The following is a 21513-nucleotide window of genomic DNA, read 5'->3' as shown; positions in this document are numbered from 1 at the left end:
CAGGGTGGATGAAGACGGACCGGGAAGCAACCGGCCGCGGCGGAACCCCGGGCTTTAAGGAAGCGGAAGTCCGGGGTTCGGATGTGGATGTCGCCGATCGGTGCGGCTGATTGGGATTGGAGATAATCGCGAGGTCGGAGCACGCTGGCAGCCGAGGTATTCGCGGTGGCGGTTTCAGCTGGGCCGGGTCTTGATGAAGTCTATGAAAGCGCGGAGCGGCGGTGGCACCAGCCGCCGGTCCGAATAATAAAGGAACGGTCCCGAGAAAGGCTGCCACCAGTCGCGCAGGACCGGCAGAAGGCTGCCGCTGTCGAAGTGGGGGCGCAGCCAATCCTCGAACAGGTGGATGATTCCGACGCCTGCGACCGCCATGTCGACGAGCAGATCGGTGGCGCCGCCGACGCGCACGATCGCCTGGCCATGCGGCTCGATCCGCACGATTTCGCCCGCGCGTTCGAACTCCCAGGGACTGGTCAGCGCACCGCTGGCAAAGCGGCCACGCAGGCACGCATAATCCAGGAGGTCGCGCGGGTGCCGCGGCAGCCCGCACCGATCCAGATAGGCCGGCGCGGCGGCGGTTGCAAAACGCTGCACCCGCGGGCCGATCGGCACTGCGATCATGTCCTGTTCGAGCCGCTCGTCATAGCGGATGCCGGCATCGCAACCGGACGCAAGCACATCGACGAAGGAATCGTCCGCGTCGATCTCGATCTTGATGTCGGGATAGGTGGCAAGGAAGTCCGGGACGATCGCGGGCAGCACCAGTCGGGCGGCGCTTACCGGAACGTTAAGGCGGAGCGTACCCGCCGGGCGATCGCGAAAGCCGCTCATCCCGTCCAGCGCCGCTTCGACCTCGCCTAGAACGGGCGTCAACCGGTCCACCAGGCGTGCGCCGGCCTCCGTCGGCGTAACGCTGCGCGTGGTGCGATGGAGCAGGCGCACCCCGAGGCTGGATTCGAGCCGCCGCACCGCCTCGCTCAAAGTCGACGCGCTCGTGCCGATGGTCCGCGCGGCGTCGCGAAAACCCCGTGCCCGCGCCACCGCCAGGAAGGCGTTCAAGTCTCCGAGATCTGCTTTCATTGTGCGCCTTTCCGTACAGCCCGTGCGGACAATGCCGGATTATCGGCACAGTCGGCAACGGCTACGTCGGGCCCACAAGGAGACAGAGCATGACCATCGATCAGGCAGGAACTTTCGCCCTCGGGAGCCGCATCGTGAAGCGGCTCGGCTACGGCGCCATGCAGCTCGCCGGCCCCGGCGTGTTCGGGCCGCCGCGCGATCGGGAGGCGGCGCTCGCCGTGCTGCGCGCGGCGGTGGAAGCCGGCGTCGACCATATCGACACCAGCGACTTTTACGGCCCGCACGTCACCAATCAGCTGATCCGAGAGGCGCTCTCGCCCTATCCCGAAGATTTGACCATCGTCACCAAGATCGGCGCCCGCCGCGGCGACGATGCTTCCTGGCTCCCCGCTTACGGGGCCGACGAACTCGCCCGCGCGGTCGACGACAATCTCCGCAACCTCGGCGCCGAAAGGCTCGAGATCGTCAATCTGCGGATCATGTTCGATGCTCATGGTCCGGCCGAAGGCTCGATCGCGGCGCCGCTCGAGACGCTGGCGAAGCTCCAGCAGCAGGGTTTGGTGCGGCATATCGGGCTCAGCAACGTGACTGCAGCCCAGGTCGCCGAAGGGCGCTGCATCGCGCAGATCGTCTGCGTCCAGAACCAGTACAACCTCGCCCACCGCGCCGACGATGCGCTGATCGACGCGCTCGCCGAAGACGGCATCGCCTACGTGCCCTTCTTTCCGTTGGGCGGCTTCAGTCCGCTCCAGTCGGCCACTCTCTTCGGCGTCGCCGAACGCCTGCAGGCGACTCCGATGCAGGTCGCGCTGGCCTGGCTGCTGCAGCGCGCCCCCAATATCCTGCTGATCCCAGGCACCAGCTCGATCGCACATTTGCGCGAAAATCTGGCGGCGGCGACTCTGGTCCTGCCCTCCGAAGCGATCGCGGAGCTGGACGGAATTGCCGGACGGACTGCCGAGGCATTGTGAGGCCGCAGTCGCTCTCCGCAAGCGATCGATACGCGGCTCAGCTCAGCGTCTCGACCAGGCGCGCCGGCATCCCGTCGGATAACGCCATGCGAGTCCAGCGGCAGCGGCCCGGCCGGATCGGCACGTGGCAAACGCCATTGTCTCCGGTCTCGAACTCTACCGGGGCCGGCGCCGCGCTGTCGTACCAGCCGCATGAAGCCAGGTGTGCTTCCTCCGCGATCAGCTCCGGCGTCGAGTAACGCCACAGCGATCGGCCGATCAGGTCGGCGTCCGGCACTCCGAAGCCGGCTGCGCGCACGCGGGAGCAGGCGAGCAGCCGGTGGCTGGTGTCGCAGACCAGGTGGATCGGACGTCCGCTCTCCCGTATCAGCCGCGCCAGCACGGCGTCGGCTGCGGACGAGAAACGGGTGCCGACCAGGGCCTGAACCTTGCGCGCTTCCGACGGTTCGAAGCATTGGCGGCCGCTCTCCCAGCGCGAGATCGTCGACTGGGCGACTCCCAGCAATTCGGCGGCGTGCGCCTGCTTGATGCGGTTCAGGGTCCGCCATCGCCGCAGGGCACGCTGCAGGGCCGGTGCCGCCAACGGGCCCTCGTCGTTTCGATCGGCAATCATTCGCGCCTCGTGCGGCAGATACCCCGTGTCTCCTACACGCCTGTCGTAAGTCCTGCCCAGCAGATTTAGCGGCTTAGGCCCACTGCAAGCACCGCGAATTCGTCGAGAGCGCGGTTGCGGCTGAAGGCCGTGGCGCGGGCGCCGGGCCGGATCGGTGTCGCTCCGGTCTGATCGAGCAAGGCCTTGGCGAGGCCATGCACGTCGGCCGGATCGATCAGGCGTCCGTAGCGACCCGATCCGAGCACCTCCTCCGCATTGCCGGCGGTGCGGGAGGCGACGATCGGCCGGCCGCAGGCGAGCGCCTCCAGCAGCACGTTCGACGCGCCCTCCCACCAGGACGGCAGGACGAAGGCGGCGGCGTGCGCCATCCACGGAAACGGATTTGGCACGGCGGGGACGAACGCGACCGCATCGGCGATGCCGAGCGCCTCTGCGCGGCCACGCAAGCGGAGGCGGGTCTTGTCGGTGCCGTCGCCGAGAACGATCAGCCGCAAGGGGCGGGATCGCCGCGCCTCGGCCAAGGCCGCCAGCAAGGTCTCGATATTCTTCTGCGGCGCAAGCCGGCCGACAGTGAGCACGGTCGGATGGTTCGACTCGGCCAACCAGGGATGCGGGGCCGGACCCTCGCTTCGCTTGGCGACCATGGCGAGATCGACTCCGTTCGGGATCAGCCGGGTCTTGCCCCGGCGCGCCGCGGCGGCAATCAGGGGGTGCTGCAGCAGATGGGGCGAGACCAGCGCCAGGCAGGCGGCATGTCCTGCGATCAGACGGAATTGAAGCGTGCGGGCGATCTTGCCGAGGCGTCCGAGCCGTCCGGGCCGCGCGTGATCGAGATCGTTGCTGATCCGGTAGATCGTCCGGGCCCGCGGCGCAGCCGACGCCGCGAGGCGGGTGAGAAGATGGCCGTGATTGCCCGCCGACAGGATGAGGTCGGGCTGCTCCGAGGCGAGCCGCCGGCGCAAGCCCAACAAGGCTCGGGCAAGCCGCACCGGCCGCGGCGCCGTTCTCCAGCGGCTCGGCAGCAGTTCGGTCAGGCGGATGCGGGGGTCGAGCTCTCCGCGCAGGGCACCCTGGGCGCAACTCGCCGCCACCTCGACGACGAAACCGGCAGCGCAGAGCCTTGTCGCCAGCGCGATTGCATTGCGGACGACGCCGGTCGCGCCGAGATCGTCGATGAAAATCATCAGAGAGCCGCCGCCCGCCCGGCGATCCCCGGCATCCGCGGCCCCGTGCCGAGCGGTCGGCAGCAAGGCTGACGCGCGGGACGCCGCAATGTCCGGGAAACGGAAGAGGCTTCCGGACATGCCCTGCATACTTATCCCTCCGCTCAATCCATGCTGGGATCAGGCCTAGGGACGCCGGTTCAGGGCGAGCTTGTCGGATTATTTGCTTCCTGCAATGTTCTGCGGGCGTGCCGCGCGGGCCAGGAGCAGGTTCGGCGCCGGACAATATTGGTTATCGGTGAGGCGGTCGCCGTGACCACATTGGTCACTCCCCACGCCCGAGCTGGGCATGGGGAGTGGCCCGACCGCATCGATCAGTGCGAATGAGGCATGCTGACCGAGATCGACGACAGGGCGAAAGTCACAGAATTCGCTCGATGGTCATGATCGAACCGGCGAGGATGGTCGCCGGACTCGAGCCCTGATTGAGGGCCAATTGGGTTCCGTTGCCCTTGATCGTTATGTCGAGGAAGAAGTTTCGCGTGGCATTGGCCGGGACGCTTGCCAGGCCAGCCGCGATATAGGGCCCTACGGCCACGGGCGCCAAGCTCTCGATCGTGCCGTCATCCTTTTCGAAGGCGATGGCGGCCGAGACGATGGTGCCGCCGGTCCCCTCCATCAGCATCGACATGGCCGGATACCCGCCGCTGCCCTTGCGCATCTTTCCTCTGTAGCGGAGACGGTAGACATTGCCGGTGGTCAGGGTGAACCTCGCCCGCGGCTGGTTGGTGCCTTCGCCGACCACTTGGTTGCCGCCATTCGTGATCGGCAAGTCGATTGGATAGACATATTGCACGGCTTCGCCGGCGGCGCCGGGAAGGTAAAGGCCGGCCGCCTGCTTGACATAGGTGCCGGTCATCGTTGTTGCGGCGCCGATAACGGGCAGGACCAACGGCGAATTGACGACGATGCTGCCACCGATGATCTGAACGACACCGGCATAGACCGCGCCGGAGGCACCGGTTGGCGCGGTCACCTCGACATGATGATCGATCGCCTTGAGCGTTGCTCCCGCCCCGACGGAATAGACCTGCTGGCTGAAGCACACCCCGCGTCCGCCCTCGATCACGATGTTGCCGAGATAGAATAGACCGAGGAGGCTGGCGCTGGAGCCGGTGTTGCCGCCGACCGCGTTGCAGTCTTTGAGCGTGACCCTGTTTACCGAAGCCGTTGCGCTAAGCTTGTTGACGAACAGCAGGGTCTTGCCGTCGGTGTTGACCGCATCGCAATCCTCGAACAGGATCTCGTCGATCAGGCCCGCATCGCCCGAACCGGTATCGGCGATCACGAGATAGGGCTGGCCCTTGCCGATGTGGCGACCGCGACGGAAGGTGATCCGCTTGCTGCCGAACAGGGTGTGCCACACGGCCTCGACACCAAGGGGATTGTCGGCGTCACCGTCGCTCGATGTCATATTCTCGAACAGGATGTCGGTCGCCTGCGTCGTCTCGAAATGCACGTTCGCGTTGCGCGAGATGATGTCTCGGAAAATGCCGTTGCGTGCGAATTCCTGCGCCCAGAAGGCATAGCCGCAGTTCAGGGCCTCGACATTCTCCACTTCGAAGTTCGTCGCCCCGCGCATCCACACGCCCTGGACCTTGTCGTTCACCTTGGGAGATACGACGGTGAGGTCGCTGACCCGGACGCCATTGGCATTGTCGGCCGACCGAATCAGAGCCTTGTCGAAATAGTCGGAGGACGAGATGTTGTTGGTGCGGACCAGCCGGGTGACGCCGCGGCCGGCACCCCGCACGAACTTGCCGGTCGGCACCACGATGGCATGATCGACGCGGATGTTGCCTGGCGGAAGAATGACCCCGAATACTTCGGGATCCGCGAGAGCGGCGTTGATCGCGGTCGAATTGTCGGCTGCGGGATCGTTGGGCACGAAACGTCCGAAGGGCTCTGCCATTCTCTACTACCTCCTCTTTGCGCCGACCGGGATTGGGCGGCGCAACGCCACTCCCCGGGGGAGACGTTCGTCCTCGCCCCGGATGTGCGCACATCTTCGATGAAGTGCCAACCGACCTTTTCCCCGGCCGCTGCCGCGGTTTGCTGCTCGGTTGGCGGTTGTTCATCTCTCTTGGTCAGGTTGCGAACCCTGAGAGTATTCGGGTCGAAATGTCGCGGGCTCGGTCCTGTCCACGAACGTCGGCCTGCGCCGTCAACACTGCACAAGGGCTGTGTTGAAGTTGCTATAATCGCATACGGCATGATGCTTGTCAAGCGATAATCGCAACATCGGTTATGAACTCGGCATTGGCCGGCTGCTTTGCGATCCGGCGCGGCGGGGCGCGGGCACTTGCCTCGGAGGCGGGCGCCTAATTAGGCTGCCGCGCCCCGTGGAGACTCGGCTGGCAGGGAACGGACATCCAGGTTGCCGCCCACAAACGGTGGCTGTTCACGTTGGTCGGAGTGGCACTTGCAGCCCTTGGCGCCGCCGGCCCGGTCAAGGCAGCAAGCGAGACAGCATTCGTGGGTTGCCGGATCGTGCCGTCGGCGGATGCCCTGTCCATTGCCGACGGCGTGCTGGTCATCCGAGAGGGGCGGATCGCGGCGGTCGGCGCCCGCGGCCGGACAAAGGTGCCTGCCGGCGCTGAGCGCATCTCGTGCAACGGCGGCACGCTGCTGCCGGGCTTCTGGAACAGCCACGTCCACTTCATGGGTCCCGAATGGCGCGGGGCGGAGCGGCTGCCCGCCACCCGGCTTTCGGCACAGCTCGCCGACATGCTCACTCGCTACGGCTTCGCGCATGTCGTCGATACCGGGTCCGACCTTGCCAACACGCTGAGCATCCGACGCCGGATCCTGTCGGGCGAGGTGCGAGGCCCCGGCATCATCACCGCGGGAGGCGCGCTCGTCGGCCCCACCGGAACCCCGTTCTACGTCACCGACGGCAAGCTTGCCGAACTGCACGATGCGGAGCAGGCGCGAAGGCTCGTCGCGCAGTCGATCCGTGCGGGGGCGGGAGCGGTCAAGCTGATGAGCGTCTCCCTCACCCGCGAGCAGCCATTCCCGTCGATCCCGGCCGAGACGATCCGGGCCGTGGCCGACGAGGCGCACCGCGCAGGCGTGAAGGTGCTTGTCCATCCGACCAATCGGCGCGGGGTCGAACTCGCCATCGACGGCGGCGCCGACGTGCTGCTCCATACCGCGCCGATCGGCGGCCCCTGGGACGCGCGCTTTGCCGAGCATATCGTCGGTGCGCGCGTCGCGCTGGTGCCGACGCTCAAATTGTGGGGCTACGAGGCCGCGAAGACCAATGACACGGCGATGGCGCAGCACTTCGCGGAGGTCGCTCAGCAGCAGGTCGCGGCCTTCCGAAAGGCTGGCGGACGGATCCTGTTTGGAACCGACGTCGGCTACATGACCGATTTCGATCCGGCCGACGAATATCTTCAGATGCATGCGTCGGGAATGGCGGCGAGAGACATTCTCGCATCGCTGACCACCAATCCCGTCAGAACCTTCGGCGCTCCTGCGCGGCAAGGGCGCCTGGCACCCGGCTATGATGCCGATCTGGTGCTGGTGAACGGCAATCCCGAAACGGACGTGAAAGCGTTCGCCGACGTTCGCCGCGCCTATCGCGCCGGCCGCAGGATCGACGGGGGCGCTCGCCCCCCGGAGTGATTCGAACTGAGCGGTCTGCGCCAAGCCACTCAGGAATGGACGGGGCTCGCCTGCAGGCGAGCCCCGTCCATTGGTAAGCAGATGCTGCCGGACTTGGCCGGCAGCGGTACCGACTTAGAGGGCCGCGACCCGTGCGCGGCTGGAGCTGTGCCCGCCGTGACGGTACAGGATGTCGCGAACCTCCTCGGCGCGGACGTTGCTCGCCGTCGAATCGACCGAGATCAGGGTGCCGCCGCTCGTGATCCGCTCATGGTAATAAGTTGCGTCCTCGTCGCTGATGCCGTGCTTCTTGAGCGACTCGTTGAGGCCGCCGGCCACCGCGCCCGCGGCGGCACCGATCGCCATCGCTTCGGGGACGGCGGAGGCCGCGATCGCGCCCAGCGCGGTCAGCGGGCCGACACCCGGAATGGCCAGCGCCACTACGCCGAGCCCTGCACCGAGCGCACCGCCGCCGAGCAGGCCACGGAGAATGCTGCCATGGCCCTCGCCATGCGTCTCTCCGGTGCCGCTGGTCGTGGTGGTCTTGCCACCCTGCTGCGCGATGATCGACAAGGCGGAGTCCGGGACCCCAATGCTGCGAAGTTCGCCAAGCGCCCGGTCGGCTTCGATCTCGCTGTCGAAGACAGCCGATGCAATGCTCTGGTTCACGTTACTCTCCTAGCGGTTGATCCGTGGCGGCATGAACTCGATCGTCGCGGCTGTGTTCCGCGGAAGCGCGGGAACGCGGTGCGCCGCACCTCAGGAAAGCGCCGAGCCGGCGCGCATTGCTGCTATGCTCCGCCCGCGCGGCCGCATCGAACGGAGGAACTTTGATGACGATCACCATCACGGCCTTTGAAAGCTCTCCCGATCGCGGCCGCGGGCTGGCACGCGACATGCGGGTTCGCTGGGCGCTCGAGGAGGTCGGGCAGCCCTATGCGTGCCGGCTGGTCTCGTTCGAGGCGCTGAAGCAGCCGGGCCATCGCCGGCTCAACCCGTTCGGGCAGATCCCGACGCTTGAAGAAGGTGACCTCGCCTTGTTCGAATCCGGCGCGATCATCCTGCACATCGCCGGCCAGCATGCCGGCCTCCTGCCCGCTGAGGCCAATGCCCGTGCCCGCGCGATCGCCTGGATGTTCGCCGCCTTGAACAGTGTCGAGCCGCCGATCGTCGAACTGTCGATGGCGATGATCGTGGAGCGCGACCGGCCCTGGTTCGCCGCCCGTCTGCCGATGCTGCAGGATCGCGTGCGTGCCCGGTTGAAAGCATTGTCGGCCTTTCTCGGCGAGGCCGACTGGCTCGACGGCGGCTTCAGCGCCGCCGACCTGTTAGTGGTGACGGTGCTGCGCCGGCTCGAATCGTCGGGCCTGCTGCCGGACTATCCGAACCTTGTCGCGTACATCGCCCGTGGCGAGGCGCGCCCGGCCTATCGCCGCGCCTTCGATGCGCAACTGGCGGTCTTTGCTGCCGCATCGAAGGGGAGTGGATGATCTCCTGAGCGTGGCAATGGGGTAGCGACGGCTCTGGCGATTGCGCCCGCTGCCGGCCTACAAGGTCCGTCCCGGTCGTCTGACCGGCTGCTGATCGGCGCAACGCCGTTGCTGAAGGGGGAGCGGCTATGCGTGCGGACAGACATCGAGCCAGGGGCCGCGTCATCGTCGCCTGTGGCGCGTTGCTCCTGGCCGCCGGTGCGATCGCCCGCAATGCCAACGCCGGAGCAGACGATTGGCCGGTCTATGGCGGCAGCCCAGCCGGCGACCGCTTTTCTGCCCTCGAGCAGATCGACACCAACAACGTCTCCGGGCTGCGCGAGGTCTGGCGCTACGAGACCGGCGCCGGCCGCCTGCAGGCGTCGCCGTTGATGATCGGCGGGATCCTTTACGGCGTGACGCCGGGGCAGGGGGTGTTCGCCCTCGATGCTGCAACCGGCAAGCGCCTCTGGGAGCATCGTCCGTCCGAAGCGGGCGAGCAGCCGGTGCGCGGTCTCACTTATTGGTCGGACGGCGACGAAGCGCGGCTCTTCTCCGGCAATGGTGCCGATCTGATCGCGCTCGATCCGAAAACCGGCGCTTCGGTGCGCAGCTTCGGCGATGGCGGCCGGGTCGATCTGCGTGCCAGCCTCGGGCGCGATCCCGAACGCACCGCCGCCTTCCTCACCACGCCGGGAATCGTCTACCGCGATCTCATCATCACCGGCTTCCGCACCTCCGAAAGCGCACCTGCCGCGCCGGGGGCGGTCCGGGCCTATGACGTGCGCACCGGCGCTCTGCGCTGGACGTTCAACCTGATTCCGAAGCCGGGCGAGCCGGGGCACGAAACATGGCCGGCCGACGCCTGGAGAAGTGCCGGCGGCGCCAATGCCTGGGCCGGCATGGCGCTCGACGCCGCCCGCGGCATCGTCTTCGTGCCGACCGGCTCGGCGGTCGACGATTTCTACGGCGGCGATCGGCCCGGCGACAATCTCTACGCCAACAGCCTGGTCGCGCTCGACGCCGCCACCGGACGCCATCTCTGGCACTTCCAGGCGGTGCACCACGACATCCTCGATCGCGATTTCCCATCGCCGCCGGTGCTGCTGACGGTCCGCCACCAGGGCCGCGCGATCGACGCGGTGGCACAGCCGAGCAAGCAGGGCCTCCTGTTCCTGTTCGATCGCGTCACCGGCAAGCCGCTCTTCCCGATCGAGGAGCGACCGGTGCCGGCCAGCGACGTGCCCGGCGAGCGCGCCGCGCCGACCCAGCCCTTTCCGCTGCGCCCGGCACCGTTCGCGCGTCAGTCGCTCACCGCCGAGATGCTGACCGGCCGAACCCCCGCCGCCGAGGCAGCGGCGCGGAAGGCGTTCGCCGCCATGCGCAGCGGCGGCCCCTTCCAGCCGCTTGGCGTTGGCCGGCAGACGATCGTCTTCCCCGGCTTCGACGGCGGCGCCGAATGGGGCGGTTCCGCGGTCGATCGCCGCCGCGGCATCCTCTACCTCAACAGCAACGATATCGCATGGAGCGGCGGCCTCGCGCTTCCGGAACGCGCAGCGACCCGCGGCGAGCAACTCTATCAGGCGCAATGCGCCGCCTGCCACGGGGTGGGGCGAGAGGGCGCACCGCCCGATTTTCCGCGGCTCGACAATGTCGCAGCGCGCATGAACGCCGCGACCATCGCCGCGATCATCAAGGCCGGGCGCGGCCGCATGCCCGGCTTCCCGCAGATTCCCGCCCACGATCGCGCGGCGATAGCCGACTTTCTGATCGCGAGACCCGCCGCCGTCGACCGCGAAGTGACCGCCCCCGGAAGCGACGGCGCGCCGTCGCGCTACGTCTTCACCGGCTACCGCAAGTTCCTCGATCCCGACGGCTATCCCGCGGTGGCGCCGCCCTGGGGCACGCTCAATGCCATCGATCTCAACACCGGCGAATATCTCTGGAAGGTGCCGCTGGGCGAATATCCCGAGCTCGCCGCGCGCGGCATGGCGAACACGGGCAGCGAGAATTATGGCGGGCCGATCGTCACCGCCGGCGGTCTCCTGTTCATCGGTGCGACCATCTACGACCGCAAGTTTCGTGCCTTCGACGCCCGCACCGGCCGGCTGCTGTGGGAGACGATCCTGCCTTATGCCGGCGTCGCCACCCCGATCACCTACTCCGTCAACGGCCGCCAGTTCGTCGTCCTCGCCACCAGCGCCGGCCGCGACCCCAAAGCGCCGCAAGGCTCCGCCTATATCGCCTTCGCGCTGCCTTGATCGCCGACGAGCCTGGCACGTGCGCGGAAGTGAAGGATGAGAGTCGCCGCATCCTGCAAGGTGCTTCCGCGGTCTATCGCGGCGCAGCCCCGGATCAACGCACGTCCGTACACCTTCAACCCGCCCGGTGGTTAGCCGGGTGGACCAAGCCGTGGCCATTCCATAACGATACGCGCAGGAGGCTTTGAATGCTTCGTTTCTGTTTTCTGGGCGCCGCTCTTGCCGTGTCCACACCCGCCATGGCCCAGATGGATCCCGTTTCGACGGGGCAGGGTTTGGTGCTGAGCTCGACCATGCGCGCCCACTCGAACCGGATCGCCGCTCGGAATGGCGGCCGCCGCGGTGTCAGCGACGCCCGCATGGCACAGATTTGTGGCCCTGAGCTTGCCCGTTACAAACGTCAATATGGCGCCTCGGATCCGAAGGTACAGACCCTTGCCGGCCACTGCGCCCGTTACGCCCGCCAATCCGCCAGACGCTGACCGCCCCAAAGCGGGGACACTAACACATTAGTATCCGGTCAGGCGCTCACGCCCGCGCCGGCGCGCCGAGCTCCAGGCTGATCGCCCGTGCCGCCGCATCGACCAGCCCGGCCTGTTCGTCGCGCCATTCGGGCGTCGGCGCCTCGACGATGCTCGAGACGCTGATCGCGGCGAGGATCCTGCCGCCGGCGCCGCGCACCGGGGCGCCGACGCAATGGACGTTGGCCTCGAACTCGGCGCTGTCGAAGGCGATCTGGCGCGCCGCCGCCGCGCGCATGTCCCGGTGCCAGTCGGCAAAATCCCCCGCGCCCTGCTCCGCCTCGAAGCGGCGGCGCAACTCGGCCTCCTCCAGATCGAGCATCAGCGCCTTGCCGAGCGAGGTCCGGGTCATCGGCCGGGTTTCGCCGACGATCGATCGTAGCGAGAGCCGGCGGCGGCCGTGGACCATATGGATGTAGCGCACCATGGCGCGGTCCTCGATGGCGAGATGGACCGCCTCGAGCGTCGCATCGGCGAGCCCGTCGAGATGCGGCCGCGCGACCGCGATCAGATCGATCTGGCGGTCGGCCTCCTCGGCGAGCTTGCGCAACGCGGGGCCGAGCCCGAGCCGCCCGGTGTCCCGCGTCAGGAAGCCGCGGTCGGCGAGGGTTCGGCAAAGCCGCCGCGAGATTTCGGCGCCGAGTCCGGTCGCGGCGCAGACTTCGGGCACGGAGCCGCGGCCGGCGGCGACGCTCTCCAGCACGTCGAGACCGCGCAGCAGCGTCTGGGTGCCGCTCGGCGCGGGCGCCGCGTCGGCGCTGCGTTCGTCCCTCGGCCGGGTTGCGGCGCGGCTGCCCATCCTGTTCCCCTCCAGAGCGGCGGTTGCCGCGCCGGCACGATGGCAGGCTCGCGCGCAAAGACAAAGCGCGTTTTGCAACCGATCGCGGCGTCAGGAAACGAGCGTCAGAACGTGCGGCCTGCCGATGCGCGAAGCCGCGCCGTCAGCGTCGGCGTATCCTTGCAGCGATAGGAAGCGGCGTCCTTCGCATCTCCAATGCCGTCATACACCGCCGCCTTGGGAAACGGGCACAGCTTGCGGGTGAACGATGTTGCGCCGTTCTCGACCGTCTTGGCGGCGACGATCTGCTCCGGCGCCTCGCCCTGTTCGACCCAGCGGATCAGCGACCACAAGATATCGCGCTCCGGATCCGCCACGCCGCTTGCGACCGGATGGCCCGAGCCGCCGAAGCTGTCGGCGCCGGGGCCGCCGCGGCAATGGTACATGCCGGGAACCATGAACAGCCGCACCGCCTCGCCAAGCCTTTCAGCGCCGCCATTGGTAGCCGCGAGCGCGCCGAGATAGTCTATCGTCGGATCCGCGACCGTCGAGGGATCGGCCCAACCCTGGTACAGGATCGCCTTGCCGCCGCGGCGGATGAACGGCGCGATCGCGGTGCGGTCGGCACGCAGCTCCGGCATCGCCCGGTTGACCGCGGCGAGGTCGGCGGAGCGGCGAAACGTCTCCTCGTCCCAGTCCGGATCGTCGTGAACCGCGTCGGCCCACATCGCCCGCAACAGCGGCGAGGGCGGGCCCGGCCGGGTGCGCACCCCGGGCAGCAGGCCCTTGTCCATCGCACGGCCCTGCTCGTCCGGCATCGGCGACACGATGCTGTCGAGCATCGCCAGCTTGGCCGGAGTCAGGCAGTCGCCGGTTCGTCCCTCCGGGCAGAGCAGGACGCGCCGGTCGAACGTGCAGGCCAGCGGGTTTTCGATGATGCCGTCCGAAACGCCGTCTTTCGGATCGCAGGCCCGGGTGACCGCGCGCTCGTAGAGCGACCAGTCGGAATCCGACAATGCGCCGAGCGGATTGCGCTTCTGAGCGAGCGCGAACCACATCATCCGCACCGACATGAGCGGCATGTAGGGCCCGGGCGCACCCGCGATGACGCCGTCATAATCGGCGGGATAGTTCTGCATCTCCTTCAGCGCCTGCCGGCCGCCGCCTGAGCAGCCGAGAAAGTAAGACCGCGTCGCCGCCCGGCCGTAATGCAGTCTGGTCAGCGCCTTCGCCGCCTTCGCGGTGAGATGGACGGCGCGATGCTCGTAATCGATCCGGGCTTTGGCGTTCGCCATCCACCTCTTCTGTGTCGCCTTGTGGCCGCTGTCGGTGGTGACCGTGGCGAACCCCTGGTCGATGCGGACGCTCATGTCGCGATGGTTGAACACCCCCGCATCGCCGCCGACGCCCGCGCCTAGCAGCCGTCCGTTCCATCCCGCGGGCAGCCAGAGCTCGAACCCGATATTGGTCTCGATCGTGCCTTCCACCCGGCAGAACGGCTTCGACACCGGCACCGCGCGATAGACTCCGCCGCTGCCCGGCACCTCCCAGGCCGGCGCCGGCTGGACGAAGGTGGCCGACGTCACGATCACCGATCCTGCATGCCGTCCTTCCAGGCCCTTGCAATCGGCGGCCCCCGCGGCGGCAAGCGCCATTGCCGCCCACAGCATCAGAATTTCACCCCCGCGGTGAACGAGATCAGGCGCGGGATCGGATTGGACGATTGCGGATCGTAGCCGCGCGCGGTGTCGACGAAGGGCGGCTTTTCGTCGAACAGGTTGCGGACGTCGACCGAGAAGCGGAACCGTTCGTCCACGTCCCAGCCGAGGAACAGGTCGATCGTGTCGTAATTGCTGACGCGCTGCACCGGCGTGACGGTGGTGTTGCGATAGCCGGCAAGGTGGTTCCAGGTCACCCGCGCCTGGAAGGCGTTCCACTTGGCGCCGATATCGGCCTGCGACCGGAATTTCTGCGGAAAGGCGATCGTGCCGAGCACGTCGGCAAGGCCGGCCTCGGGCACCGCCTCGAAATCGTAGCGGGTGAAGTAGGTGCCCTGAACGCCGGCATCGACTTCGACGGCGCCGATCGTCCGGCGGTAATAGAGGCCGAAATCGAGCCCGTTGACCAGCGACGTGCCGAGATTCTGCCGGCGCCCGTCGGCGATGAACTGGACCAGATTGGCGTTGATCGCGCTGTTGATCGGAAGGCCGGACGCGAGCAGCGCCTGGACTTCGGCGGCGCTCGGGTCGAACGTGACGAAGTCGGTATAAAGCGGGTTGGTGAGCAGGCCGGGCGTGCCGCGCAGCGCCTGGATCTGGTCGGTATAATCGATGTCGAAATAGGTCAGGGTGGCGGTGAGGCCCGGCGCGAAATTGGGCGCGAACTCGACACCGGCGGACCAGGTCGTCGCGCTTTCCGGGCGCAGATCGGGATTGCCGCCGGCGATGCCGATGCCGGTCAGATTGCCGTTCGGGCCGGGCAGGGTGTCGTAATAGAGGCCGGCGCCGCCGGCGACCGTCGACACCTCGGTAAAGGTCGGCGCGCGGAACGACGTACCGTAGCTGCCGCGCACGGTGATCCCGTTGGCCGGCTTCCAGGTGATGCCGATCTTGGGGTTGGTGGTGCTGCCGAAGTCAGAATAATGTTCGTAGCGGCCCGCCAGCGACAGCGACAGCTCGCGCAGCCCCGGCACGGCATTGTCCGCGCCGACGATCGGCACGAACAGCTCCGCGAACGCGGCCTTGACGGTGCGGCTGCCATCGTCGGCGACATGGGTCTCGGCAGCGCTGGTGCCGGTCGCGAGATCGGTGAACGTATATTCCTTGCGATACTCGCCGCCGGCGGCGAGGCGCACGTTTCCGCCGGGCAGGTGGAACAAGGATCCGTCGAACTGGAGGTTGGCGACGTCGAGGCGGGTGCGGCCGGTGATGACGAACAGGTTGTCGCGGATGCGCGCGATCGTCGCCGGATTGTTCGGCCCGCCGAAGACGTTGAGGGCGGTCAGCGGATTGGTGTCGGCGAGCGCGGCGTTGAGCGCCGCGCTGTTGATCCCGATCCGGCGATCGGCGACGTCGCTGGATTCGCCATGGGCATAATAAAGCGTGCCGGACCAGTCGCCGAACAGATCGGCCTCGACTCCGCCGCTGACGTTCCAGGATTCGCCGCGATAGGGATTGACGTCCGGCCCGCCGACCTGGGGCAGCAGGGAATAGGTAACGTTGACCTGGGTCGCGCCCGGCACCGGGCTGACGAAGAAGGGGTTGGTGTTGCGCACGGTCGCGGTGATGTTCGAGATGCCGGCAATCTCGCCGCTCCGCTTCGAATAGAAGCCGTCGGCGAACAGGCGGACGCGGTCGCCGAGTTGCTGGTTGAATGCGGCGATGACGTTGACCCGCTCCTGTTCGGGAATGACCGTGTCATATTGGTTGTAGAAGCAGCGGTTGGTGGTGCCGCGCACCAGCGAGCCGACATTGGCGTTGGTGACGCCGCCTGTCGGGATCGCATAGCTGCCGCCGCCGACGCTGATCGTGCCGGGATTGCAGAAGTTGGAGCGAAGGTCGCGGCCGCCGCGATCGCGATTGTCGTCCTGGTAGAAATCGAGCTCGGTGCCGAGGAGCGCGTCATTCCTCGTATATTCGGCCGAGACCATGATCGAGCCGCTGTCCCACTTGCGGCCGAAGATTCCGGCAATCTGCTGCTCGTCATAGCCGCGCTCGGTGAAGCCGGAGCGGGCGCGGATCTCGATGCCGTCGAAATTGCGCCGCAGGATGAAATTGACGACGCCGGCGATCGCATCCGATCCGTAGATTGCGGAGGCGCCGTCGGCGACGACCTCGACGCGGGCGAGGGCGATCGCGGGGATGACCGAGGGATCGGTATATTGGCCCTGCGTTCCCTGGGGCGGCATGCGCTTGCCGTCGTAGAGCAGCAAGGTTGCGTTGGTGCCGATGCCGCGCAGGTTGATGCCGGCGCCCCGGGTGGCGTTGGCGGCGCCGTTCTGCGCCGATCCGCCCTGCCGGTTGGCGCCGAGGGCGACGACCTGCGGCACCCGCCGCAGCAGATCATTCGTGGACGTCACCGGTTCCTGCGCGATCCGCGCCTGATCGATGGCGATGACGTTGGAGCCGACCGGTGCGATGCCGCGGATCCGGCTGCCGGTGACCACGATACCCTCTTCGGCCGGGATCGCGGCCGGCGCGATCTCGTCGGCGGCGCCGGCGCCGTCAGCGCCAATGGCCGCGGCCGGCTCCGCCGTTTGCGCCCAGCCGGGCTGGGCCATGGCCAAGGCAAGGGCGCCCCAGGCGCTGCGGCTGGCGAGCAAGCCAAATCGGGTCATCAGGTCAATCCTCCGTTGGGCATCCTGCCGCTGTTGTTCGCGGTTCCGATGGAGTGTCTTGGTTCAGGTCGTTTCGGCGCGCGCGGGCACCATCCGCCGCGGCCAGCGCGGCGCGAGCGAGAGCAGGACGATGGCGGCAATCAGGATTCCGGCCCCGATCAGTTCGGCGGTCCTCGGCGCCCGCAGGCCCCAGAACCATGCCAGGATCAGCGATCCGCCGACCCCCGCCACCAGGCTGGCGGCGCGCTCCAGCGGCACGCAATAGGCGTTCTCGCGCGGGTCGAGCAGGATCACGATCGCGAACACGGATATGATGGTGAGGGTGATGCCGATGCCGAGGATCGGCCAGATCACCGGGTCGGTCCAGATTTCGACGAAGCCCCAATGAAGCTCGCCGGACTGAGAGCCGAAGCCGCTCGCCGAAAGGCCGGCGAGGATCGCCACCGACAGCGGCAGCGCGAAGATCTTCTCCTCGACGAAATAGCGTCGCACCGAGGCCTGGTCGCCGGTCTTCGAAACCTTGGTCATCACCGCGAGGCGGATGAAATAGCCGATCGTGTAGAGGATGACGGTCAGGATCGCGAGCGGCGGCAGGTCCAGGCCGCCGCGGTCGGCGAGCGTGATCGTCAATGCGATCAGCACCATCACCAGCGCCGTCCAGCTCCACCAGCGCACCTTGCGGCCGAACATCATGTCGACGATCGGCGCGATGATCAGGATGTCGCCGCGCATCAGCAGCTGGATGAACGGAATGCTGACCCCGACGAAAGTGAAGGACAGCGGCACCGTGAACAGGACCAGCGCCGTTCCGATGCCGGAGAGCAGGGTGTAGCGGGTCGGCACCGGAATGCGGCGGCCGGCGATCGTCACGCCATGGGCGTCGCGGTGCCACCCCGACAGCCAGATGAAGAGATAGGTGATCACCGTGCTGACGATCAGCGAGGCCGGCAGCGTTTCCAGGCCTGTGAGCGGCCGGCCAAGCCCGGCATGCGGAACGCTGGTCACCAACTTGGTGATGATCACATTTGGCAGATAGGACAGGAAATAAAGGAGGACGATGCCCTCCAGCGGCAGGCGCTTCATGCTTGGGTCCCCACGAGTTCGACCATGTCGGGACCGGTCCGATAGCGCGCATTGAGCCCCGCTTCCTCGGTAACCGCGCGCATGTAGGCGACGATTTCGTCGTGCTCGGCCGAACCGGGCTGCGCGAGACGTGGAATCGCGTCGCGGCCGATGTGCAGCGGCAGGTAGCCGGCGCGAACGACCCGTCCGCCGGCTATCTCCAGCCGAGCGACCATGGAAAGGCGCGACGCCTTGGGAAAATTGTACAGGCTGTCGAAATCGGGCTCCCACTCCTCGGCGAGCACCCGGATCTCCTGGAAGCTCCTGGAGGCGGCATGGGCCGGATCCATCCGGAGATCGGTCGCGAAATTGCACAGCGAGTAGAAGACGGGCGCGCCGTTGATCAGCTCGCAGCCCTTCAGGATGTGCGGATGGCCGCCGAGGATCGCGTCGGCACCGGCGGCGATCGCTGCGCGGGCGACCTCGCGCTGATAGTCGGCGATCACGGCCCGGACGAAATGGATGCCCCAATGGTGCGACACCAGGACGACGTCCGCCTCCGCCTTTGCGGCCTTGATGTCGGCCTCCATCGCGGCGAGATCGTCCTGGTGCGGGAAGGTGTGGATCCGCGCCGGCGTGCCCGGCTGGTCGTGCTCGATCTGCTCGTACACCGTGTGCGCCCGCATCGGCGCGCAGCCCGGCCGGCGTTCGTCGGCCCAATAAGCCATCGGCAGGATGCTGGAATAAGCGAGGATGGCGACGATGGTGCCGTCCGGCAGGGTGAAGCGGACGGGCCGCCGCGCTTCCTTGATGTCGGCACCGGCGCCGACCACGGCGATGCCTGCCGCCTCCAGATTGCGCTTCGTCTCGAAAAATGCGTCGTTGCCCCAGTCGAGGACATGGTTGCCGGCCATCGAGATGACGTCGAACCCGGCGCGGCGCAGCGACGCCGCGCCCTCGGGCCGGGCCAATACCGCATGCCGGGCCTGGGGTGCGCGCACCCCGCTGGTGGCGAAGCTGGTCTCGAGCTGGCCGAAGACGATGTCGGCGGCGTGCAGAAGCTGCGCGGTTTCGGCGAAGCTCTCGTCATAGTGGGCGCGGTCCATGGCAAGGTCGCCGGTTGCCAGAAACACGGCGCTCACGGCGTGCCTCCCAGCTTGTCCTCATCAAAGCGTCCGCCAACAATGTCATGCGTCATAACAATTATGTATCGGAACGTGAAAGCGCTTGCAAGCTCCTCCTGCGAGTGAATAGATCCCTGGGACAGGCTCCCGCGCGAGGAGCCGAACGGAAGGATCTTCGATGCCTCGAAACGCCCTGCTTGCCGGTCTCTGCGCCGTGATCCTGTGCGGCACTGCCTCTGCGCAACCCGCTGCCCGACCGCCGCAGACGGCCGGCGCGGCCGATCCGGCACGGGCGGCCTATGCCGCGATGCCGGATACGAAGGGCAGCGGCCGCTACCCCGCGCTGAAGGAGGTCGATGCGGGCCTGCCCGATCACGTCGTCTACCGCCCGGCCGATCTGACCAGGCTCCGCGGCCGCAAGCTCGGCCTGCTGGTCTGGGGCAATGGCGGCTGTAGCGACGACGGCGCCAGCGCCCGCCAGCACCTCGCCGAAATCGCGTCTCACGGCTATCTGGTGATCGCCCCCGGGGCGATCCGGAGCGGCCCCGGCGCGCCCGCGGCGGCTGCGGAGCCGCGCCGCCCGGATGCTTCGGGCGGCTTGCCGCCGGTCAAGACGACCTCGGCCGATGTCGCTGGTGGCATCCACTGGGCGCTCGCCGAAAATGCCAGGCGGGGGAGCCGCTATTTCGGCCGGATCGATCCCAGGGCGGTGGCGGTTGCCGGCCACAGTTGCGGTGGCCTGCAGGCGATCGAGGTCGGCGCCGATCCGCGGGTTCACGCGGTGATCGTCCACAATAGCGGCATCTTCGCGGACGGCAGCAATCCGATCCCAGGCGTGAAGGTCGACAAGTCGATGCTCAAGGCCCTGCACACGCCGGTGCTCTACGTGCTCGGCGGCAGGTCCGACGTCGCCTGGCCCAACGGCACCGACGATTTCACGAAGATCGCGCATGTGCCGGCCGTCCTCGCGACGAGCGACGTCGGCCATGGCGGCACCTTCCGCCAGAGCAACGGCGGTCAGGTCGCGCAGATCGCCGTGGCGTGGCTCGACTGGCAGCTGCGCGGCGACGCCGCTGCCGGCCGCATGTTTACCGGCGATCCCTGCGGCCTCTGCAAGGATCCCGCCTGGAAGGTGGACCGCAAGGGAATGCCCTGACGAGCATCAGCGGCAGCGGCCGCCGCGCAGGCAGGGGCGGAGCATCGGCGGGGGCGTGTGCGCGATGAACGGCGCCGGTGCTTCGGGCCACCGGCCACTTGCCAGCCGGGCGTCGACCTGGCGAATGCCGGCAAGCACGACGTCCGGCGCGAAATTGCAGTGGCCGGCCTGTCCCACCCAGAGCGACTGGACGTCGCTTCGCTTCGCCGCCTCGGCGTAGAAACGCTGCAGCGACGGCGAGGTCAGCCCGTCGCCGACTGCCTGGATTGCCAGCAGAGGCACCGTCGGTCTGCCGGTCGGGGTATAATGTCGGGTCATGTAGGCGGTCGCGGCCGGCTTGGCGGCGATCCGCGGCGCGGCGTTCAACCGGGCGAGATCCGCCTCGAGGTCGAGCCCCGCCTTGCGATAGAGCGCCTCGACCAGCGGCCGGCGACCGGAGAGGGCGAGCTGCCGGCGATAGTCGATCCCGGTGTTCCAGGAGAAAGTGCCGCCGGCGCGGCGTTCCTGGTCGGCGCGGGGAAGGTAGACTCCACGCACGAACGCATCGGCGATCTGCGCCGCCTGTGCGTCGACATCGTTCGAAGCGGGCTTCGGCGAACCGGGCGTCGTCCAGCCGGGAATGCCGGCAAGCACGCCGGCCAGGGCGACCCGCGCCCGCCCGGCCGGCGTCGCCGTCGCCGCCGCAAGCGCTTCCCCGACTTCCCGCCCGTTCGCCATGTCGTCACCGGTGTCGACCACCCGGATCGCTGCGTTCGGCGCGACGAGCGTGCGGAACGCGAAGGCACCGTCGAGCGCCATGTTCATCATCCCGACCGCACCGCCGATCGACGCGCAGAAGGCGACCGCGCCGTCGATCGCGGCCGGCCTCTGCTCGGCCAGAGCGGTCGTGACCAGCCCCCCCATCGAGAAGCCCCAGGCAATCACCCGCTTCGGCCGGCCGTGCCGGGCGGTGAACGCCGCGATCGTCGCACGCTGCGCCGGCACCGCCTCTTCGAGTGCCCAGCCGCCGGCGCCATAATCCGATCCGGCGAGCGCGTAGCCGGCGGAAAGCAGCGCCTGCTTCACTGGAGGAGGCGCCACTTCCGGCGCACCCGCCTTTGGCGAATAGCCCCGGCTCCAAAGCAGCAGCGTGCCGTTCCAGTTCGCCGGTACCTCGCTTTGCCACTGAGCGCCCGAGGCGAGGGGAGCCGGTGCGGCGGCGGTCAACAGCAGGGCGGCAACAACAAGTCGGATGCGCATACGGAAATCTCCACGGGCGGGTGTGCAAGCGTTTGCACACCCGCCCGTGGCGGGCAAGCGCCGTCACCGTC

General features: G+C 67.9%; 17 protein-coding genes. 6 read left to right on the top strand and 11 right to left on the bottom strand.

Annotated elements, in window-relative coordinates:
* Positions 1-174: 174 nt before the first annotated feature.
* Complete coding sequence (locus tag ETR14_RS08150; protein ID WP_129384152.1) at positions 175-1080, bottom strand: LysR family transcriptional regulator; 906 nt, start codon at positions 1078-1080, stop codon at positions 175-177.
* Between the two features lie 89 nt (positions 1081-1169).
* On the opposite strand from ETR14_RS08150, the gene ETR14_RS08145 reads away from it, so the two are divergent.
* Positions 1170-2051: an aldo/keto reductase family oxidoreductase gene (locus tag ETR14_RS08145; RefSeq protein WP_129384151.1), complete on the top strand. Its 882-nt coding sequence runs from the start codon at positions 1170-1172 to the stop codon at positions 2049-2051.
* 37 nt (positions 2052-2088) lie between these two features.
* On the opposite strand, the gene ETR14_RS08140 is transcribed toward ETR14_RS08145, so the two are convergent.
* The 3 genes from ETR14_RS08140 to ETR14_RS08130 all read right to left on the bottom strand — a co-directional run bounded on the left by ETR14_RS08140 (position 2089) and on the right by ETR14_RS08130 (position 5799).
* Positions 2089-2664: a helix-turn-helix transcriptional regulator gene (locus ETR14_RS08140; RefSeq protein WP_129384150.1), complete on the bottom strand. Its 576-nt coding sequence runs from the start codon at positions 2662-2664 to the stop codon at positions 2089-2091.
* Between the two features lie 65 nt (positions 2665-2729).
* Positions 2730-3848, bottom strand: a complete 1119-nt coding sequence (locus tag ETR14_RS08135) for a glycosyltransferase (protein ID WP_165356370.1) — start codon at positions 3846-3848, stop codon at positions 2730-2732.
* A 400-nt stretch (positions 3849-4248) separates the two neighbouring features.
* Positions 4249-5799, bottom strand: a complete 1551-nt coding sequence (locus tag ETR14_RS08130) for a hypothetical protein (RefSeq protein ID WP_129384148.1) — start codon at positions 5797-5799, stop codon at positions 4249-4251.
* Positions 5800-6302: 503 nt separating this feature from the next.
* On the opposite strand from ETR14_RS08130, the gene ETR14_RS08125 reads away from it, so the two are divergent.
* Positions 6303-7517, top strand: coding sequence for an amidohydrolase family protein (locus tag ETR14_RS08125; RefSeq protein WP_129384147.1), 1215 nt, complete (start codon positions 6303-6305; stop codon positions 7515-7517).
* A 114-nt stretch (positions 7518-7631) separates the two neighbouring features.
* Here the strand turns inward: ETR14_RS08125 and ETR14_RS08120 are convergent, their stop codons facing one another.
* On the bottom strand, positions 7632-8165 hold the full coding sequence (locus tag ETR14_RS08120; RefSeq protein ID WP_129384146.1) for a hypothetical protein: 534 nt from the start codon (positions 8163-8165) through the stop codon (positions 7632-7634).
* A gap of 164 nt (positions 8166-8329) precedes the next feature.
* On the opposite strand from ETR14_RS08120, the gene ETR14_RS08115 reads away from it, so the two are divergent.
* From ETR14_RS08115 to ETR14_RS08105, 3 genes are all read left to right on the top strand, one after another.
* Entirely contained in the window at positions 8330-8986 is a 657-nt protein-coding gene (locus ETR14_RS08115; protein ID WP_129384145.1) for a glutathione S-transferase family protein, read from the top strand.
* A gap of 128 nt (positions 8987-9114) precedes the next feature.
* Positions 9115-11226 (top strand): PQQ-binding-like beta-propeller repeat protein, encoded by a 2112-nt coding sequence (locus ETR14_RS08110; RefSeq protein ID WP_129384144.1) that lies wholly within the window; start codon positions 9115-9117, stop codon positions 11224-11226.
* A 188-nt stretch (positions 11227-11414) separates the two neighbouring features.
* Complete coding sequence (locus tag ETR14_RS08105; RefSeq protein ID WP_129384143.1) at positions 11415-11708, top strand: hypothetical protein; 294 nt, start codon at positions 11415-11417, stop codon at positions 11706-11708.
* Between the two features lie 46 nt (positions 11709-11754).
* Here ETR14_RS08105 and ETR14_RS08100 read toward each other — a convergent pair whose 3' ends face one another.
* From ETR14_RS08100 to ETR14_RS08080, 5 genes are all read right to left on the bottom strand, one after another.
* Positions 11755-12546: an IclR family transcriptional regulator gene (locus tag ETR14_RS08100; protein WP_129384142.1), complete on the bottom strand. Its 792-nt coding sequence runs from the start codon at positions 12544-12546 to the stop codon at positions 11755-11757.
* Positions 12547-12650: 104 nt separating this feature from the next.
* Positions 12651-14195, bottom strand: a complete 1545-nt coding sequence (locus ETR14_RS08095) for a tannase/feruloyl esterase family alpha/beta hydrolase (RefSeq protein ID WP_243455817.1) — start codon at positions 14193-14195, stop codon at positions 12651-12653.
* Positions 14195-16861, bottom strand: coding sequence for a TonB-dependent receptor (locus ETR14_RS08090; RefSeq protein WP_243455816.1), 2667 nt, complete (start codon positions 16859-16861; stop codon positions 14195-14197). Before ETR14_RS08090 ends, ETR14_RS08095 begins: the two co-directional genes overlap by 1 nt.
* Before the next feature lie 63 nt (positions 16862-16924).
* Positions 16925-17944: a hypothetical protein gene (locus tag ETR14_RS08085; RefSeq protein WP_129384141.1), complete on the bottom strand. Its 1020-nt coding sequence runs from the start codon at positions 17942-17944 to the stop codon at positions 16925-16927.
* Positions 17941-19065 (bottom strand): CapA family protein, encoded by a 1125-nt coding sequence (locus ETR14_RS08080; RefSeq protein WP_129384140.1) that lies wholly within the window; start codon positions 19063-19065, stop codon positions 17941-17943. The genes ETR14_RS08085 and ETR14_RS08080 overlap by 4 nt, the downstream gene beginning before the upstream one ends.
* Before the next feature lie 160 nt (positions 19066-19225).
* On the opposite strand from ETR14_RS08080, the gene ETR14_RS08075 reads away from it, so the two are divergent.
* On the top strand, positions 19226-20203 hold the full coding sequence (locus ETR14_RS08075) for a hypothetical protein (protein ID WP_243455815.1): 978 nt from the start codon (positions 19226-19228) through the stop codon (positions 20201-20203).
* 6 nt (positions 20204-20209) lie between these two features.
* Here the strand turns inward: ETR14_RS08075 and ETR14_RS08070 are convergent, their stop codons facing one another.
* Positions 20210-21442: a S9 family peptidase gene (locus ETR14_RS08070; RefSeq protein WP_129384139.1), complete on the bottom strand. Its 1233-nt coding sequence runs from the start codon at positions 21440-21442 to the stop codon at positions 20210-20212.
* Positions 21443-21513: the final 71 nt, after the last annotated feature.

Origin of the sequence: Sphingosinicella sp. BN140058 (assembly GCF_004135585.1) — a bacterium.
Classification (GTDB): domain Bacteria; phylum Pseudomonadota; class Alphaproteobacteria; order Sphingomonadales; family Sphingomonadaceae; genus Allosphingosinicella.
The sequence above is the reverse complement of the archived record's forward strand: the minus strand, read 5'-3'. Positions and strand labels throughout refer to the sequence as shown.

Bases quoted from the DNA above. Each gene is read 5' to 3' on its own strand.
- ETR14_RS08150 (WP_129384152.1), bottom strand. From the start codon at position 1,080: ATGAAAGCAGATCTCGGAGACTTGAACGCCTTCCTGGCGGTGGCGCGG.
- ETR14_RS08145 (WP_129384151.1), top strand. From the start codon at position 1,170: ATGACCATCGATCAGGCAGGAACTTTCGCCCTCGGGAGCCGCATCGTG.
- ETR14_RS08140 (WP_129384150.1), bottom strand. From the start codon at position 2,664: ATGATTGCCGATCGAAACGACGAGGGCCCGTTGGCGGCACCGGCCCTG.
- ETR14_RS08135 (WP_165356370.1), bottom strand. From the start codon at position 3,848: ATGATTTTCATCGACGATCTCGGCGCGACCGGCGTCGTCCGCAATGCA.
- ETR14_RS08130 (WP_129384148.1), bottom strand. From the start codon at position 5,799: ATGGCAGAGCCCTTCGGACGTTTCGTGCCCAACGATCCCGCAGCCGAC.
- ETR14_RS08115 (WP_129384145.1), top strand. From the start codon at position 8,330: ATGACGATCACCATCACGGCCTTTGAAAGCTCTCCCGATCGCGGCCGC.
- ETR14_RS08110 (WP_129384144.1), top strand. From the start codon at position 9,115: ATGCGTGCGGACAGACATCGAGCCAGGGGCCGCGTCATCGTCGCCTGT.
- ETR14_RS08105 (WP_129384143.1), top strand. From the start codon at position 11,415: ATGCTTCGTTTCTGTTTTCTGGGCGCCGCTCTTGCCGTGTCCACACCC.
- ETR14_RS08100 (WP_129384142.1), bottom strand. From the start codon at position 12,546: ATGGGCAGCCGCGCCGCAACCCGGCCGAGGGACGAACGCAGCGCCGAC.
- ETR14_RS08095 (WP_243455817.1), bottom strand. From the start codon at position 14,195: ATGCTGTGGGCGGCAATGGCGCTTGCCGCCGCGGGGGCCGCCGATTGC.
- ETR14_RS08090 (WP_243455816.1), bottom strand. From the start codon at position 16,861: ATGACCCGATTTGGCTTGCTCGCCAGCCGCAGCGCCTGGGGCGCCCTT.
- ETR14_RS08085 (WP_129384141.1), bottom strand. From the start codon at position 17,944: ATGAAGCGCCTGCCGCTGGAGGGCATCGTCCTCCTTTATTTCCTGTCC.
- ETR14_RS08075 (WP_243455815.1), top strand. From the start codon at position 19,226: ATGCCTCGAAACGCCCTGCTTGCCGGTCTCTGCGCCGTGATCCTGTGC.
- ETR14_RS08070 (WP_129384139.1), bottom strand. From the start codon at position 21,442: ATGCGCATCCGACTTGTTGTTGCCGCCCTGCTGTTGACCGCCGCCGCA.